The sequence below is a fragment of the Burkholderia sp. BCC0506 genome, assembly GCF_902833145.1.
Taxonomy (GTDB): Bacteria; Pseudomonadota; Gammaproteobacteria; order Burkholderiales; family Burkholderiaceae; genus Burkholderia.
Genome location: NZ_CADFEN010000006.1, coordinates 254,182 through 270,409, shown reverse-complemented (window position 1 = coordinate 270,409; position 16,228 = coordinate 254,182). Strand labels below are relative to the sequence as shown.

Genomic DNA, 16,228 nt, shown 5'->3' with positions numbered 1-16,228 from the left:
TCTTCGTAGCGGAATTCAGTAGCCGCGCGCGTAGTCGACGATGCCGGTGACGGGCGCGCCGCGCTCGAACGCGCGGATCTTGCCGGCGATCTGCTCGACGGCCTCCGCGCGCAGCGTCTCGGCCGAGCTGTGCGGCGTGATCGTGATGCGCGGCGCGTGCCAGAACGGATGGTCGACCGGCAGCGGCTCGTGCTGGAACACGTCGAGCGTGGCCGCGGCGACCTGGCCGCTCGCGAGCGCATCGAGCAGGTCGGCCTCGACGAGATGCGCGCCGCGCGCGACGTTCACCACGTACGCGCCGGGCGCGAGCCGCGCGAATGCGCGCGACGACAGGATGCCGTCGGTGTCGCGCGTGCTCGGCAGCAGGTTGACGAGCACCTTCGCGCCGTCGAGGCACGCGTCGAACGCGCCGTCGCCGGCGAAGGTCGTGACGCCGTCGAGCTGCTTCGCGCTGCGGCTGTAGCCGCGCACCGGCAGGCCGAGCGCGGCAAGCGCGCGGGCGACCGCGGCGCCGAGCACGCCGAGCCCGAGCACCGCGACGGTGAAGCTTGCGCGCGCATGCGGTTCGAGCGGCTGCCAGCGGCGTTCGCGCTGTTGCAGATCGTATTCGTCGAAGCGGCGCAGGTAGCGCAGCACCGCGTGCGTCACGTATTCGACCATCTGCTGCGCCATGCCCGAATCTTCGAGCCGAACGAGCGGCACGTGCGCGGGCAGCGTGCCCGGATGCGCGCGATCGAGCGCGAGCAGCGCATCGACGCCCGCGCCCAGGTTGAAGATCGCGCGCAGGCCGTCGCGCGGCGCGAAGAACTCGCGCGGCGCGCGCCACACGAGCGCGTAGTCGGCGGCGGCCGTATCGCCCGGCTGCCACGCGCGCAGTTCGGCTTCCGGCAGCGCACGCGCGATCTCGTCGCGCCATGCGCCGGCTTCCTGATGCGGCGAATAGAACAGGATCTTCATTGCATGAGGGTGCGCGCGCCGGCGAGGCGCGTCGCGGGGATGGCGAGCGGAGCCGGGTGCGGCGCACCGGCGGGCGTAGCGGACATCGGGCGTCTCCTGACGACCGGCCGGCGCGTCGGCGCCAGACCGGTTCCGTGTGAAGCTGACGGGAAGCCCACATTCTACGGTTTCGCGGCGCATCGCGCCGCCGCGCGGGGCGGGCGGCCGGCGCGGGGCGCCGTCACGCGGCTGCGGCGTCGCGGTCGCGCAAAAGCAAAGCACAAAATATTGGTTCGGCCGCCGCGTACCCGACGCCACAATCGAACCTCGTCTTCAAGCAAGCGAGGGCAATCATGCGCGCATGCAGCAAATCGGCGTGGCCGCCGCGGCTCGTCACCGTTCCGGGCCTGCACGGCAGCGAAGGCGCTCACTGGCAAACGTGGCTCGAGCGACAGTTCCCGCGCTCGTTGCGCGTCGAGCAGCACGACTGGGACGCGCCCGATCTCGCGGGCTGGGCGCAGTCGGTGCGCGCGCTGCTGGAGCGCGAGCGCGGCCCGTTCGTGCTCGCCGCGCACAGCTTCGGCTGCCTCGCGGCCGCGCATGCGCTCGCGCAGTGGCCGCACGTGGGCGATGTGGCGGGCGTGCTGTTCGTCGCGCCGGCCAGCCCGAAGAAGTTCACGTTCGCCGGGCCGTTCGACGCGCGCCGGCTCGCGGTGCCGTCGATCGTGATCGGCAGCGAGACCGATCCGTGGATGCCGCTCGCCGATGCGCGCACGCTCGCGCAGCGCCTCGGCAGCGCGTTCGTGAACCTCGGCGACGCCGGGCACATCAACACGGCGGCCGGCTTCGGGCCGTGGCCGCGCGCGAAATACTTCATCGACACGCTGGTGCATTGCGCGGCGCCGCTGCGCTTTCGCGACACGGACGACGGCTTCGAGGCCGCGCTCGTCGATCGCGCGCTCGCGCACGCGGTCTGACGGGCGGGCGGCGCGGCGCAGGCTGCGCGGCGACTGTCGCGGCTGGGTGTGCGTCGTCGCGCTTGCGGCGCGCGCGGATGGGGCCTGACGGCGCCCGGGGGGCGAATCGCTCGGCCGGCCATGCGCGACGTGACGCGACACGACACCGCGCCGTTCGCGCGGTCGCCGACCGTGTCGTCATGCCAGTAGCGGCTCGACGCGAACGCCCGCCGCTGTTTCCTGGCGGATCCGACTCACATCAGGTGGCAGCGGGATCAGCCCGGCGACGACGCGGCAACGCTCGATGCGGCTGCATTCGCGGCGGGTTTCGCATCGTCGTCGTCATCGGGCGGGTAGTGCACGACGGGCGGCGCGAGCGGCGCGGCATCGGACGCGGCGGTGTTCGCGCTCGCGTCGCTGTTGAACGCGCTGGCCGCGCCGCTCGATGCGCCGGCCGGCGGCGCGGCGTCGGTCGCGTTGGCGTCGTGCGGTGCGTCGTCGCTGCAGGCGGCGACGAACACGGCGGCACACAGAACGACGGCGACGGAAACGCGACGCATGACTTCTCTCCTGGCAGGCTGGGCGGGAAACGTTTTCGAGTATGCCGTTCCGATGCGACGTTTCGGTGAATCGTTTGCGATCGGTGCGTGATCGCGACATCTGTTCGGCAGGCCGACCGAATCCCTTCGCGGCGATCCGCCGGCGCGCATGGCGGAATTTTCCAGCAGACGCGGATGCTGCGCGCATTTACACGACGCGCAGCACCGCGACCCCGCCACGGCGCGGGCGGGCGCCATCCACGCCATGGCAGGTGCGCGCGGGAACTTGCGACCGATATGCGGCCGGTCACGCCCAAAAACCGGGCGTTATTGCCGCTTCGTCAGCGAACGGCCAGCCGCGCGCCAGCGTGGCGTCATGGAGGGGCGCTCCCGTTGCGACCCGATCCGTCCGCCGCTCGGTGCGCGCCGCGCGCGAGTGGCCGGTCCCTCACATGAGCGCTGCCTCGCGGTTTCGCGGCACCGGAATTGCTCTTGGCCGATGCGCGTGCCGACCGCGCCGCCATCCGGGCACGGGCGGCACATCTGCGTCCATCAACCATGGAGCGAGCAGAAGTCATGTCCAGCGATCGATCCGATTCTCTCTCTGCCGAACCGGCGCGCGATGCCGCCCCGTCGCCGCTCGGGCCCGGCCATTCGGCGCCGCCGCCGTCGCCGCACGATACGCCGTCCAGCGCGGCGCGACGCCGCTTCCTGCAATCCGCGGCGGCTGCCGCGACCGTCGGCGCCACGTCGCACGCTCATCCGCAGCCGCCGCGCGCGGCATCCGCACCGGCCGCGCCGCGCCGCGAGACGGCACCGGCGCGGCCCGTGCACCTCGACATCAACGGGCGCGCATACACGCTGCAGCTCGAACCGCGCGTCACGCTGCTCGACGCACTGCGCGAATATGCGGGCCTCACGGGCACGAAGAAGGGCTGCGACCGCGGGCAGTGCGGCGCGTGCACGGTGCTCGTCGACGGACGGCGCATCAACGCGTGCCTGACGCTCGCGGTGATGCACGAAGGCGAGCGGATCACGACCGTCGAAGGGCTGGCGCGCGGCGGCGAGCTGAGCCCGGTGCAGCGCGCGTTCGTCGAATGCGATGCGTTCCAGTGCGGCTACTGCACGTCCGGCCAGCTGTGCTCGGCGACCGCGCTGCTCGACGAGTTTTCGGCGGGGGCCGGGAGCGCCGCCACCGCCGACGTGCGGCGGCGCCCCGCGCAACTGTCCGACGACGAGATCCGCGAGCGCATGAGCGGCAACCTGTGCCGCTGCGGCGCGTACCCGAACATCGTCGCCGCCGTGCGCGCCGCGCATGCGGCGCGCGGCTAGCCGACGGAGGGCACCGCAATGGAAGCGATCTCCTACGAACGCGCGACCGACGTCGCCGGCGCCGTGCGCGCGGCGCAGCGGCCCGGCGCCGCGTTCATCGGCGGCGGCACGAACCTGCTCGACCTGATGAAGGGCGGCGTCGCGCGGCCCGTCGCGCTCATCGACATCACGCGCATCGCGGGCCTCGAGACGGTCGACGCGCTGCCCGGCGGCGGCGTGCGCATCGGCGCGCTCGTGCGCAACAGCGATGCGGCCGACCATCCGCGCCTTCGCGCCGACTATCCGCTGCTGTCGCAGGCGCTGCTCGCGGGCGCGTCCGCGCAATTGCGCAACATGGCGACCGTCGGCGGCAACCTGATGCAGCGCACGCGCTGCCCGTACTTCTACGATCCCGCGTTCGCGCAATGCAACAAGCGCGAGCCGGGCAGCGGCTGCGCGGCAATCGGCGGCCACAACCGGATGCACGCGATCCTCGGCGCGAGCGCGCAGTGCGTGGCGGTGAATCCGTCGGACATGAGCGTCGCGCTCGCCGCGCTCGATGCGATCGTGCAGGTGAGCGGCCCGCGCGGCGCGCGACAGATTCCGTTCGCGTCGTTTCACCGGCTGCCGGGCGACCGGCCCGATCTCGACACGACGCTCGAGCCCGGTGAACTGATCACCGCGGTCGATCTGCCGCCGCCGCGCTTCGCGGACCATGCGCATTACCTGAAGGTGCGCGACCGTGCGAGCTACGCGTTCGCGCTGGTATCGGTGGCCGCCGCATTGCGGATGGACGGCGCGCGTGTCGCCGATGCGCGGATCGCGCTCGGCGGGGTCGCGCACAAGCCGCTGCGCGCGACGGACGCGGAGCGGCATCTTGCCGGCCGCGCGTTGAGCGATGCCGCGCTGAATGAAGCGGCCGCGCTCGCGCTGCGCGATGCACGGCCGCTCGACGGCAACGGCTTCAAGGTCGCGCTTGCGCAGCGGGCGATCGTCCGTGCGGTCGAAACGGCAGCCGCCGGGACGGGAGGTGTCGCATGAACACGTCGACCGGACAGCCGCTCGACCGTGTCGACGGCGTACTCAAGGTGACGGGCGGCGCGCATTACGCGGCCGAGTTTCCCGATGCGCGGCTCGCGCACGCGGTACTCGTGACGAGCACGATCGCATCGGGGCGCATCGAGTCGATCGATGCGGCGCGCGCCCGCGCGATGCCGGGCGTGCTGATCGTGATCACGCACGAGAACGCGATGCGGCTGCCCAACGGCGGCCGGCCGCCGCTGTCGCCGCCCGCCGGGCGCCGGCTCACGTTGCTGCAGGACGATACGGTGCGCTACAGCAACGAACCCGTCGCGATCGTCGTCGCCGAAACCCTCGAGCAGGCGACCGACGCCGCGCATGCGGTGCAGGTGCGCTATCGCGCGAGCGATCCCGTGGTGGATTTCGCGCAGGCGAAGCGCGGCGCGCGCGTGCCGCCGAAGCAGCAGGGGCGCGCGATGGACACGCAGCGCGGCGACGTCGAGGCCGGCCTGCGCGAAGGCGCGGTGCGCATCGACGCCACCTACACGACGCCGATGCAGCACCACAACCCGATCGAACCGCACGCGACGATGGCGCGCTGGGACGGCCCGACGCTCACGCTGCACGACGCGACGCAGGGTGTGTCGGGCACGAGCGCGGCCGTGGCCGCCGTGTTCGGCATCGCGCCGGAACACGTGCGCGTGATGTCGCCGTTCCTCGGCGGCGGCTTCGGCTGCAAGGGTTCATCGTGGTCGCACGTGTCGTTGTGCGCGATGGCCGCGAAGCAGGTGGGGCGCCCGGTTCGCCTTGCGCTGACGCGGCCGCAGATGTTCGGCCCGGTCGGCGGGCGGCCGTTCACCGAACAGCGCGTCGTGCTGGCCGCCCGCCAGGACGGCACGCTGACCGCGATGCGCCACGACACGATCGCCACCACGTCGACGTTCGAGGACTGGATGGAGATGTGCGGGATGCCGTCGCGCATCATGTATGCGGTGCCGAACCACGCGACCACGCACCGGATCGTGTCGCTGAACGTCGGCACGCCGACGTTCATGCGCGCGCCGGGCGAGGCGTCGGGCTCGTTCGCGCTGGAATCGGCGATGGACGAGCTCGCATGGCGGCTCGGCATGGACCCGGTCGCGCTGCGGCTCGCGAATTACGCCGAGGTCGATCCGCAGGACGGCAAGCCGTGGTCGAGCAACAAGCTGCGCGAGTGCTACGAGGCCGGCGCGCGGCGCTTCGGCTGGTCGCGCCGCACCGGCGCGCCGCGCACGATGCGCGAGGGCGACACGCTGATCGGCCTCGGGATGGCGGCCGCCACGTACCCGGCGAACCGCAGCGAAGCGTCGGCGCGGGCGCGCATCCTGCCGGACGGCACGGCGGAGGTCGCGTCGGGCACGCAGGACATCGGCACCGGCACCTACACGGTGATGACGCAGGTCGCGGCCGATGCGCTCGGTTTCGCGCCGCGCAACGTGCGCTTCGCGCTCGGCGATTCCAGCCTGCCGCGCGCGCCGGTGTCGGGCGGCTCGCAGTCGGCGGCGAGCGTGGCGCCGGCCGTGCGCGAGGCCGCGCTGCAGGCGCGCGCGAAGCTGATCGCGCTGGCGATCGCCGACTCCGGATCGCCGCTGCACGGCACCGCGGCCGACGACGTGACGGTCGACGACGGCTGGGTCGTGCATCGCGGCGACCCATCGCGGCGCGATCCGGCCGCGGCGGTGATCGCGCGTGCGGGCGGCCAGCCGATCGACGCGCAGGCGACGGCGAAGCCCGGCGACGAGAAGGCGCGCTATGCGTCCCATTCGTTCGGCGCGGTGTTTGCCGAAGTGCACGTGGACGCCGAGCTCGGCACGATTCGCGTGCCGCGCATCGTCGGCGTCTACAGCGTCGGCCGCCTGCTCAACGCGAAGACGGCACGCAGCCAGCTGATCGGCGGGATGGTGTGGGGGCTCGGCACCGCGCTCGAGGAAGGCTCGCATCTCGACGTGCGGCACGGCCGCTTCACGAACGCGAACCTTGCCGAATATCACGTGCCCGTGAACGCGGACATCGGCGAGCTCGACGTGAGTTTCGTCGACGAAAGCGACACGCATTTCAACCCGCTCGGCATCCGCGGCATCGGCGAGATCGGCATCACCGGCGTGCCGGCCGCGATCGCCAATGCGGTCTATCACGCGACCGGCGTGCGCGTGCGCGACCTGCCGATCACGCTCGACAAGGTGGCGATGCCGGTGCGCGCGTGAGCGTCGGCGTCAGCGGCGCGGCGTCTTGCGCCGCACTTCGCTGCGCAGCCAGTCGAGCCACGTGCGGATCGCCGCTTCGCGCGGATGGCCGGGGCGCCACACGACGTAGTGCGCATATACGTCGGCGATGCGCACGCTCGACACGCGCACGAGCGTGCCGTCCGCGAGCTCGGGCTCGATCAGCGAGCGGCGCGCGAGCGCGACGCCGCGGCCTTGCCGCGCCGCGTCGATCAGCGCGTTCACGTCGGTGAAGCGCGGCGCGCGCGCGGATTCGGTGAGGTCGAGCCGCGCGGCCTGGAACCACGGTTCCCACGGCTGCGCGGGATGGCGCAGCAGCGTCGCGCGCACGAGATCGGCCGGCGTGCGCGGCGCGACGCCGTCGCGATTGCGGTACGCGGGGCTCGCAACCGGAAAGATCGTCTCGTTCATCAGCTTCTCGGCGACGACACCGGGCCACGTGCCCGGCCCGTAGCGCAGCGCGACGTCGATGCGGTCGCGCTTGCGCAGCGGCGCGAGCGCCACGTCCGGATGCAGTGCGATCGCGATGTGCGGATGCGCGGCCGAGAAGCGCGGCAGGCGCGGCGCGAGCCAGCGCTCGGCGACGCTCGGCAGCACGCTCACGTTCAGCGTCGCGTCGCAGGTGCGTGGGCGGCGGCGCACCGGCAGCGCCGGCTCGAACGCGCGTTCGAGCACGCTGAGGCCCTGGCGCACCTGCAGCGCGAGCGCATGCGCGGCGTGCGTCGGCGTCGCGCCGTTGCGTTCGCGCGTGAACAGCGGATAGCCGAGCTGCGCCTCGAGCGCGCGGATGTGCTGGCTGACCGCGCCTTGCGTGAGCGCGAGTTCGTCGGCCGCGCGCGTGAAGCTCTGCAGCCGCACGGCGGCCTCGAACGCGCGCAGCGTCTGGAGCGGGGGGAGGTGGATGCGTCGCATGCGGGTATTAGTAACACTAATGTCCGAGCACGACAATTCATCGTTTGTCGCGCATCGGTGTGCGTTCCTACACTCGGTTCCGTTTTCCACTACCCGTCGGGCCACACCGCCATGAACGCCTATCGTCTCTATCTTTCGCCGGGCGCCTGCTCGCTCGCCGCCCACATCGCGCTGGAGGAAACCGGCGCGCCGTTCGACGTCGAGATCGTGTCCGTGCGCGAGCGGCAGAACCTCGAAGCGCGCTATCTCGCGATCAATCCGAAAGCGCGCGTACCCGTGCTCGCGATTCCGGGCGAGCCGCGCGTGCTGACCGAAACGCCGGCGATCCTCACGTACCTCGCGCGCCGTTATCCGGATGCGCAATTGCTGCCGCTCGGCGATCCGCTGCGCGAGGCGCGGTGTCACGAATGGCTCGCCTGGCTGGTCGGCTGGGTGCACGGCGTCGGCTACGGCGCGCTGTGGCGGCCGGGCCGCTTCATCGGCGATCCGGCCCTGCACGGCGCGGTCAGCGCGCACGGGCGCAGCACGATCGACGCGGCGAACGCGTCGATCGAAACCGCGCTCGCCGACGGCCGCACGTGGGCCGAGCCCGGCGCGCATTCGATCGTCGATCCGTTCCTGCTCGTGCTGTATCGCTGGGGCGTCGCGATCGGGTTCGACATGACGCGGCACCCCGCCTGGACGGCTCATGCGCAGCGCGAGGCCGAGCGACCGGCCGCACGACGCGCGCTGGCGCGCGAGGCGGCCTGACGAGCGCGCGGGTGTCGGGGCCGGTGCCGTGACGCCCGCGTGGAACGGCGGCGGCTATTTCGCCGCGAACAGCGGATAGGTCGCGCCCGCGACCAGCGCCGCCGCGAGCCACACGACGCTCCACGAACTTGCCGCGAGCAGCGGCGCGATCGCGAGCGGCGTCGCGAACAGCCCGAGGTAGACGATCGTGTTTGCCATCCCGAGCGCGGTGCCCGCGTGGTCCGCGCCCGCGAGCGTCGCGAGCTCGGTGTACGCGACGCCGTGCCATGCCGACACGCAGATGCCGGCGAACACGAGAATCGCGACGATCGCGGCGACCGGCACAGGCGGGCTGCCGGCCGTCGCCGCCGCGAGCAGCGCGAACGACCCGGCCGCGACGATCACGGAACCGCGCAGGTACGCGCGCCGGTTGCCGTGCCGGTCGGTGTGGCGGCCGCTCCAGACGCGCATCACCATCGCGCCGAGCTGCAGTGCGACCATCGCCGCGCTGATGCCGGCAAGGCCCAGCCGGCCGAAGTCGTGCAGGAATACCGTCGCGAACGTGAGTACCGCGAACTGCGGCGCGCACAACAGGCCGATGCCGAGCACGATGCGCCACACGGGGCCGCGCGCGAGCGGGTTGCGCGCCTGGCCGGCGGCCGGCGGACGTCGCGTGGCCGGAGATGCGACACGAGGCGTCGCGACGTGCGCCGCGGCCGGCCCGGCGGGCGGCTCGTGCAGCCAGCGCCAGGTGAGCGCGGCCGATCCCGCGCACAGCAGCATCAGCGCCCCGAACACCGCGGCGAAACCGGCATGCGAGGCAAGCGACGGCAGCAGCGCCGCGCCGAGGCCGCCGCCAAGCGGCACGGCCGTCTGGCGGATGCTCATCGCGAGCCCGCGCTCGCGCTCGCCGAACCAGCGCATCACCGCGCGCCCGCTCGAGCCGTTCACGCTGCCGCCGAGCAGGCCGACGCAGCACATCGCCGCGACGACGCGCATCAGCGGCGGCACCGCGTGCGCGCTCGGGACGGTCGTGTACATCATCAGCGCGAGCATCGCGGCCGTCGCGACGAGCCCGGTCAGCAGCACGCGGCGGTCGCCGAAGCGGTCGGCGGCGATGCCCCACGGCAGTTCGGACAGCGCGACGCCGAAGCCGAGCGCGCCCACCACGAGGCCGAGCGCGCCGTTGTCGAGCTGATAGGCGGTGCGCATCCACACGGCCGTGGTCGGGATGCCGGCCGCGGCGGCCGAAAAGCTCATGTTTGCGGCGACGCCGGCGGCCAGCACGCGCCAGCGGTGGGCGGGCCCGCGCACGCCGCGGGCAGGCGAAGAGGGGGAAGCGATGCAGGAGGTATCCATGACGGCAGGCCTGGTTCGACGTTGACGTCCATAGTCTGGCGGCCTACATTCATCCTGAAAATCGGAAAGTTTTTAATGAATCGTTCGATAAAACAGGATGATTGAGATGCCCCGACAAGACATTCCGCGCGACGGCGGCGCGCCGCTCGCAGGGGCCGATGCCGCGCTGGCGCGGCCCAACTTCGATGTCGCGGCGTTGCGCAGCCTCGTCGCGGGCGTGGATCTCGGCAGTTTCGCGAAGGCGGCCGACCGCGTCGCGCGCTCGTCGTCGGCGGTGAGCGCGCAGATCCGCAAGCTCGAGGAGCAGGCCGGCACGCCGCTGTTCGTGAAGGTCGGGCGCGGGCTCGCGCTGACCGACGCCGGCGACGCGATGCTGCGCTACGCGCGGCGGATGATCGAGCTGAACGACGAGGCGGCCGCGGCCGTGCGCGGCGTGAATCTCGACGGCTGGGTACGCGTCGGGCTGCAGGAGGATTTCGGCGAGGCGATCCTGCCCGACGTGCTCGGGCGGTTCGCGCGCGCGCATCCGAAGGTGAAGATCGAGGCGCGCGTGGCGCGCAATGCCGACCTGCTCGACCGGCTCGATGCGAACCAGCTCGATCTGGCGCTCGTGTGGGGCGATCCGGCGTCGGCGGCGCTCGTGTCGCGGGCGGGGATCGACAGCGAAGCGATCGCGCAGGTGCCGATGCAATGGATCGGCGCGGTGGCGGGCGAGGGGGCCGGCGTGCCGGATCGGGGCGGGAATGCGGCAGTGGAGGGCGGGGTCGGTGACACCGGCGGTCGTACCGCGCGGGCGACGGGCGAGCCGTTGCCGCTCGTCGTGTTCGACCGGCCGTGCCGGTTCTTCGGCGCGGCGACCGATGCGCTCGACCGTGCCGGCGTGCCGTGGCGCGTCGCGTTCACGACGCCGAGCCTGGCCGGGCTATGGGCGGCGGCGGCAGCCGGCCTCGGGCTCACGGTGCGCTCGCATTACGGGCTGCCCGCGTCGGTGCGCGTGCTCGATGCCGCGTCGTTCGGGCTGCCCGCGCTGCCGAGCCTGCCGCTGATCCTGCTGCGGCGCACGTCGTCGGCGACGCCGACGGTCGAGCGGCTTGCACGGATCGTGACGCAGGCGGTGCGGGATGCGACGCAGGGGGCACTTGCGGCGTGATTCCCGGGGGCGCGAGCCCGCCAGTGTCCGGGCGGCTGGACGTTTGGCCTATTGGAGCAATGACGCGAATGTCGTAACAATGGTGGGTCAACCAATGGAGCCCATCATGCAAGTTGCCACGGTGCCCGAAGCCGCGCTCGATCTGCAGCGGCTTCTCGATGCCGCAATTGCCGGCGAACGTGTCGTGATTACACAGGCCGGCAAGCAGTCGGTCCGGCTCGTGCCGCTCAGGCCGATTCACCCATTCGGTGCCCTTGAGGGACAAATGTGGATCGCCCACGATTTCGATGCACCGCTTTCCGTCGAAGAACTGGCCGCATTCATGGGGAAGTAATGCGGCTGCTGTTCGATACGCACATCTTTCTCTGGGCGGTGGCGAACGATCCGAAGCTGAGCGCTCGCGCGCGCAGTCTGATTACCGCTGCCGATGAAGTGTTCGTTAGCAGCGCGAGCATCTGGGAAGTGGCGATCAAGGCCGGGAAGGGAAAGCTGGATGTCGATGTGGATCGTTTGGTCGACAAGATCAACCCGAGCGAGTACCGCGAACTGCCGGTTCGAATGGCGCACGGCGCGGCCGTGCGCCATCTCCCCCACTACCATCTCGATCCGTTCGACCGGCTGCTCGTCGCACAGGCATGGTACGAACCGCTGTTGCTTGTTACCGCGGACGGCCTTCTTTCGCAGTATGGTGCTTCCCGGATTTTGACGGTCTGAAACCGTTTTGGTGTGGAACCCTATGCCGCTGCTGTCGTTCGCGCGGACGCTTCGAGCGCCGCGCAAATCGCAGCTAACCGCTCTCGCAACCCGTCGCTCGCCGGCACGAACGGCAGCCGCAACCCGTCCTCGCACCATCCTTGCGCGGCCAGCACGGCCTTCACCGGCGCCGGGTTCGGTTCCGCGAACAGCGCCGCGACGAGCGGCTGCAGCGCGACCGACAGGCGCCGCGCGTCGGCGAGCCGCCCGTCGCGCAGCCACGCATGAATCCGCACATGCCACTCGGGCAGCACGTGCGCGCTGCTCGCGATCGCGCCGTGCGCGCCCGCGCACATCGCCGCGAAGTTCTGGTTGTCGTCGCCGGACAGGATCGCGAGCGGCGTGTCGTGCACGAGCCGGCTCATCCGCTCGAGCGTGCCGCCGCATTCCTTGATGCCGGCGACGCGCGCATCGCGCGCAAGCGCCTGCAGCGTCTCCAGTTCGACGTTCACGCCGGTGCGGTACGGGATGTTGTAGACGAGCACCGGCAGGTCGGCCGCGTCGACGATCGCCTCGACATGGCGGCGGATGCCGTCCTGCGTCGGCCGCACGTAGACGGGCGGCGTGACGAGCAGCCCGTCCGGGCGCAGCGCCGCGAGTTCGCGTGCACGCGCGGCCGCGAAGTGCGTCGCGCTCGCGGTCAGCCCGACGACGATCGGCAGCGCGGGCGCCGCGTCGCGCAGCGTCGCGAACACCGCATCCTGTTCGCGCGCGTCGAGCAGCACGCCTTCACCGGTCGTCGCGCCCGCGACGAAGCCCGCGATGCTCGCGGCCGCATAGTGGCGCGCGAGTCGCGCGAGCGCCGCATGGTCGACCTCGCCGTGGTGGAACGGCGTGATGATCGGCAGCCAGATACCTTCGAAACGTGTGTTCATGCAAAGCCTCATGGTGGAAACGGAGTGGGAAGGAACCGTTCCGCCGGCGGGGTGCCGGAGCGAGGCGTGCGTGCAAGGAGAAAGAAACGACCTGCGGGCATCCCGTCCGGCATTCGCCTGACGGGACGCGACGTCCCCGTCAGTCGAGGAGTCGTTTTTTCAGTTTCAGCCCGGCCGCGCGCGCACCTGCCGCGACGGCGGCGAGGATCGAGGGCGAGCGCGGGAGAGCGGACATGGATGAACCGTGAGTGGGCTGAGCGGCGATCTTAACACCGGGGCGGCGGCGCGTGCGAGCCCCGGCCGCCGCTTAGCAGAATTCGAGATTTGCTTTCCACCACTGATTGGAAGGCACGGCGCACCCGGCCGCTAGAATGCCCGCTTACGTTTCGATGACAGCGCGTACGCGCACGGTCACGCACATTCACCACCACTGGAAACGGGGCATATCACGATGGCAAGCATCAAGGGGATCGGCCGCTGGCTGCACACGGGCGCGGCGGCGGCGCTGGTCGTGGCGGCGACGGCCGCGCACGCGGACACGTCGATCCTGAACGTGTCGTACGACGTGACGCGCGAACTGTACAAGGACATCAACGCGAGCTTTGCCGCCGCCTACAAGCAGCAGACCGGCGAGACGGTCACGATCAAGCAGTCGCACGGCGCGTCGAGCGCGCAGGCGCTGTCGGTGCTGCAGGGGCTGCAGGCCGACGTCGTGACGATGAACCAGCCGAACGACATCGACCTGCTCGCCGAGCGCGGCCAGTTGCTGCCGAAGGACTGGCGCGCGCGCTTCCCGGACAACAGCTCGCCGTACTCGACGACGATGGTGTTCCTCGTGCGCAAGGGCAACCCGAAGGCGATCAAGGACTGGAGCGATCTCGCGAAGCCGGGCGTCCAGGTGATCATCGCGAACCCGAAGACGTCGGGCAACGGCCGTTATGCGTATCTGGCCGCCTGGGGCTTCCAGAAGCAGAAGGGCGCGACCGACCAGCAGGCGCTCGACTTCGAGAAGGCGATCTTCCGCAACGTGCCGGTGCTCGATTCGGGCGGCCGCGGCGCGACGACCACGTTCACGCAGCGCGGCATCGGCGACGTGCTCGTCACGTTCGAGAACGAAGTCGCGCTGATGGACACGGGCGCATCGGGCGCGCAGTTCGACGCCGTGTATCCGTCGGCGAGCATCCTCGCGGAGCCGCCCGTCGCCGTCGTCGACAAGGTGGTCGACAAGAAAGGCACGCGCAAGGTCGCGCAGGCGTATCTCGACTACCTGTACACGCCGCCAGCGCAGGAAATCATCGCGCAGCACCATCTGCGCCCGCGCGACGCGGCCGTGCTGAAGAAGCATGCGGCCGAGTTCAAGGCGCTGAAGACATTCAGCGTCGAGCAGGTTTTCGGCAGCTGGGCGAATGCGCAGAAGACCCATTTCGCCGATGGCGGCACGTTCGACCAGGTGATCGTCGACCGCAAGTGATCGCGGCGCGCGCCCCGCGCGGGCGCGCATGACGACGCAGCCGGCCGCTCGTGCGGCCGGTTTTTTTACGGGCTACGCGGCGGCTTTCCGTTCGAACCGGCCCGCATTCCCGGCCGCCGCCGCGCGTGCTACGCTCATCGCCTCCCCGCAACCGGCGCCTCGCGATGAACGTCGATTCGTCCTCCCCAGCCTCCCGCGGCCGTGGCCGCAAGATCTGGTCGGGCACGCGCCCGGTGATCGCGTACGGGATGCCGCCGCTCGGCTGGCGCGACTTCTATCACCGCGCGCTGACGGTGAGCTGGCCCGTGTTCTTCCTGTCGCTCGCGGTGCTGTTCCTGCTGCTCAACGGCGGCTTCGCGATGCTCTACCTGCTCGGCCATGCGCCGATCGCGAACCAGTCGCCGGCCGGCTTCGGCGGCGCGTTCTTCTTCAGCGTCGAGACGCTCGCGACCGTCGGCTACGGCGACATGCATCCGCAGACGGTCTACGCGCACCTCGTCGCGACGTTCGAGATCTTCGTCGGGATGTCCGGCATCGCGCTGGCCACGGGGCTCGTGTTCGCGCGGTTTTCGCGGCCGCAGGCGAAGATCCTGTTCGCGCGCTACGCGATCGTGCGGCCGCTGAACGGCCGGATGACGCTGATGGTGCGCGCCGCGAATGCGCGCCAGAACGTGATTGCCGAGGCGCAGGCGAAACTGCGGCTGCTGCGCGTCGAAGGCACGCACGAGGGCTACTCGCTGCGCAAGATTCACGACCTGCCGCTCGTGCGCAACGAGCATCCGATCTTTCTGCTCGGCTGGAACCTGATGCACGTGATCGACGAATCGAGCGCACTGTTCGGCGAGACGCCCGAATCGCTCGCCGCGCGCGACGCGCAATTGCTGATCACGATCGAGGGCTCGGACGAGACCACCGCGCAGGTCATGCAGGCGCGTTATGCGTGGGCGCATGACGAGATCCGCTGGCGCCACCGCTATGTCGACCTGATGCACGACGAGGACGGCATCACGCACATCGATTACACGCATTTTCATGAAGTCGTGCCGATCGACGTCGATACCGACGAGCGCGGTTCGCCGGGCGTGGTGATCGACGCGGGCGCGTCGGCGCCGGGGCCGGCCGCGCAGGCGTGATCAACGTCGGCGCGCCGTTGCGTTGCGCGTCACGCGTGCAGCAGACGCGCCGCTTCGCGCTGCTCGATCGCGACCGCGCGGCGGAACGCGTCGCGGTCCTCGGCACGCGCGACGTAGTCGCCGAGCACGCCTTCGTGCGGCAGCAGATGCGCGTCGAACGCGATCTTCAGCGTGCTCGCGAGCAGCAGGTCGGCCGCGGTGAAGCGCTCGCCGACCAGCCAGCGGCTGTGGGCGAGCGCCTGCGCGAGCGCGCGCTGCACGCGCGCGATGTTGCCCCAGCCGAACGCGACGGGGTTGCCCGATGCGCCGGTGAATTTCTCGGCCATCGCCGGTTCGAGGCAGGTCGGCGTGAAGAACATCCACTGGAGGAAGCGGCCGCGCAGCGGATCGTCGGGCGCGATGCCGAGCCCCGCGCCCGGGCAACGGTCGGCGAGATAGAGCAGCACGGCGCCCGATTCCGCGAACGGCGCGCTGCCGTCGTCGAGCGCGGGCAGCTTGGCCATCGGGTTGACCTGCACGAACGCATCGCTGCCCTGTTCGTGCGAGCGCAGGTCGATCGGCACGAGTTCGTACACCACGCCGGTTTCCTCGAGCATCCACAGCGCCCGGAATGCCCGGGTCTTCGGCCAGTAGTAGAGCTTCATCGCGCCTCCGCGTTTGGGTGCTGCCGTCGATCCAGTGGATGCTCAAGCGTACCCGAGCGCAGGAGGATCGGACAGAGGGACGCAGCCAGGGGCGCCCGGTTCCGCTGCGAGTATTGGATTCGGCGCGCGCAACAGCGGTGAATCGCGCCAAATGCCCGCGAAGCCTTGTGCGACGGGAA

Annotated in this window: 16 protein-coding genes; 10 read left to right on the top strand and 6 right to left on the bottom strand. The window is 71.1% G+C overall.

The genetic code is table 11. The features are described from left to right. Positions 1-15: 15 nt before the first annotated feature. Positions 16-957, bottom strand: a complete 942-nt coding sequence (locus HWX62_RS16275; protein WP_175928014.1) for a glyoxylate/hydroxypyruvate reductase A — start codon at positions 955-957, stop codon at positions 16-18. A gap of 332 nt (positions 958-1,289) precedes the next feature. Between HWX62_RS16275 and HWX62_RS16270 the strand changes: the two genes are divergently transcribed. After that, entirely contained in the window at positions 1,290-1,913 is a 624-nt protein-coding gene (locus HWX62_RS16270; protein ID WP_175928013.1) for an alpha/beta hydrolase, read from the top strand. A 254-nt stretch (positions 1,914-2,167) separates the two neighbouring features. On the opposite strand, the gene HWX62_RS16265 is transcribed toward HWX62_RS16270, so the two are convergent. After that, positions 2,168-2,452 carry a hypothetical protein gene (locus tag HWX62_RS16265; RefSeq protein ID WP_175928012.1) on the bottom strand — a complete coding sequence of 95 codons (285 nt, stop codon included), beginning with the start codon at positions 2,450-2,452 and terminating at the stop codon, positions 2,168-2,170. A 555-nt stretch (positions 2,453-3,007) separates the two neighbouring features. Between HWX62_RS16265 and HWX62_RS16260 the strand changes: the two genes are divergently transcribed. The 3 genes from HWX62_RS16260 to HWX62_RS16250 are packed head-to-tail and all read left to right on the top strand — an operon-like array spanning position 3,008 to position 7,005. Further along, entirely contained in the window at positions 3,008-3,763 is a 756-nt protein-coding gene (locus HWX62_RS16260; RefSeq protein ID WP_175928011.1) for a 2Fe-2S iron-sulfur cluster-binding protein, read from the top strand. 18 nt (positions 3,764-3,781) lie between these two features. After that, entirely contained in the window at positions 3,782-4,783 is a 1,002-nt protein-coding gene (locus HWX62_RS16255; RefSeq protein WP_175928010.1) for a xanthine dehydrogenase family protein subunit M, read from the top strand. Beyond that, on the top strand, positions 4,780-7,005 hold the full coding sequence (locus HWX62_RS16250; RefSeq protein ID WP_175928009.1) for a xanthine dehydrogenase family protein molybdopterin-binding subunit: 2,226 nt from the start codon (positions 4,780-4,782) through the stop codon (positions 7,003-7,005). The genes HWX62_RS16255 and HWX62_RS16250 overlap by 4 nt, the downstream gene beginning before the upstream one ends. 9 nt (positions 7,006-7,014) lie before the next feature. Here the strand turns inward: HWX62_RS16250 and HWX62_RS16245 are convergent, their stop codons facing one another. After that, the gene (locus HWX62_RS16245) at positions 7,015-7,935 is read right to left on the bottom strand and encodes a LysR substrate-binding domain-containing protein (RefSeq protein WP_175928008.1); all 921 of its coding nucleotides are present in this window, start codon (positions 7,933-7,935) and stop codon (positions 7,015-7,017) included. 111 nt (positions 7,936-8,046) lie between these two features. On the opposite strand from HWX62_RS16245, the gene HWX62_RS16240 reads away from it, so the two are divergent. Next, positions 8,047-8,685, top strand: coding sequence for a glutathione S-transferase (locus HWX62_RS16240; RefSeq protein WP_175928007.1), 639 nt, complete (start codon positions 8,047-8,049; stop codon positions 8,683-8,685). Between the two features lie 54 nt (positions 8,686-8,739). On the opposite strand, the gene HWX62_RS16235 is transcribed toward HWX62_RS16240, so the two are convergent. Continuing rightward, entirely contained in the window at positions 8,740-10,023 is a 1,284-nt protein-coding gene (locus HWX62_RS16235) for an MFS transporter (protein WP_175928006.1), read from the bottom strand. Positions 10,024-10,129: 106 nt separating this feature from the next. On the opposite strand from HWX62_RS16235, the gene HWX62_RS16230 reads away from it, so the two are divergent. From HWX62_RS16230 to HWX62_RS16220, 3 genes are all read left to right on the top strand, one after another. Beyond that, positions 10,130-11,173: a LysR substrate-binding domain-containing protein gene (locus tag HWX62_RS16230; protein WP_175928005.1), complete on the top strand. Its 1,044-nt coding sequence runs from the start codon at positions 10,130-10,132 to the stop codon at positions 11,171-11,173. A gap of 94 nt (positions 11,174-11,267) precedes the next feature. After that, entirely contained in the window at positions 11,268-11,507 is a 240-nt protein-coding gene (locus HWX62_RS16225; protein ID WP_175928004.1) for a prevent-host-death protein, read from the top strand. Further along, positions 11,507-11,887 (top strand): type II toxin-antitoxin system VapC family toxin, encoded by a 381-nt coding sequence (locus HWX62_RS16220; RefSeq protein WP_175928003.1) that lies wholly within the window; start codon positions 11,507-11,509, stop codon positions 11,885-11,887. Before HWX62_RS16225 ends, HWX62_RS16220 begins: the two co-directional genes overlap by 1 nt. Before the next feature lie 20 nt (positions 11,888-11,907). Here HWX62_RS16220 and dapA read toward each other — a convergent pair whose 3' ends face one another. Next, the gene (gene dapA / locus HWX62_RS16215) at positions 11,908-12,801 is read right to left on the bottom strand and encodes a 4-hydroxy-tetrahydrodipicolinate synthase (RefSeq protein ID WP_175928002.1); all 894 of its coding nucleotides are present in this window, start codon (positions 12,799-12,801) and stop codon (positions 11,908-11,910) included. Positions 12,802-13,252: 451 nt separating this feature from the next. On the opposite strand from dapA, the gene HWX62_RS16210 reads away from it, so the two are divergent. After that, positions 13,253-14,272: a sulfate ABC transporter substrate-binding protein gene (locus HWX62_RS16210; protein ID WP_175928001.1), complete on the top strand. Its 1,020-nt coding sequence runs from the start codon at positions 13,253-13,255 to the stop codon at positions 14,270-14,272. 164 nt (positions 14,273-14,436) lie between these two features. Further along, positions 14,437-15,405: an ion channel gene (locus HWX62_RS16205; protein WP_175928000.1), complete on the top strand. Its 969-nt coding sequence runs from the start codon at positions 14,437-14,439 to the stop codon at positions 15,403-15,405. A 29-nt stretch (positions 15,406-15,434) separates the two neighbouring features. Here the strand turns inward: HWX62_RS16205 and HWX62_RS16200 are convergent, their stop codons facing one another. Then, the gene (locus HWX62_RS16200) at positions 15,435-16,049 is read right to left on the bottom strand and encodes a glutathione S-transferase (RefSeq protein ID WP_175927999.1); all 615 of its coding nucleotides are present in this window, start codon (positions 16,047-16,049) and stop codon (positions 15,435-15,437) included. Positions 16,050-16,228: the final 179 nt, after the last annotated feature.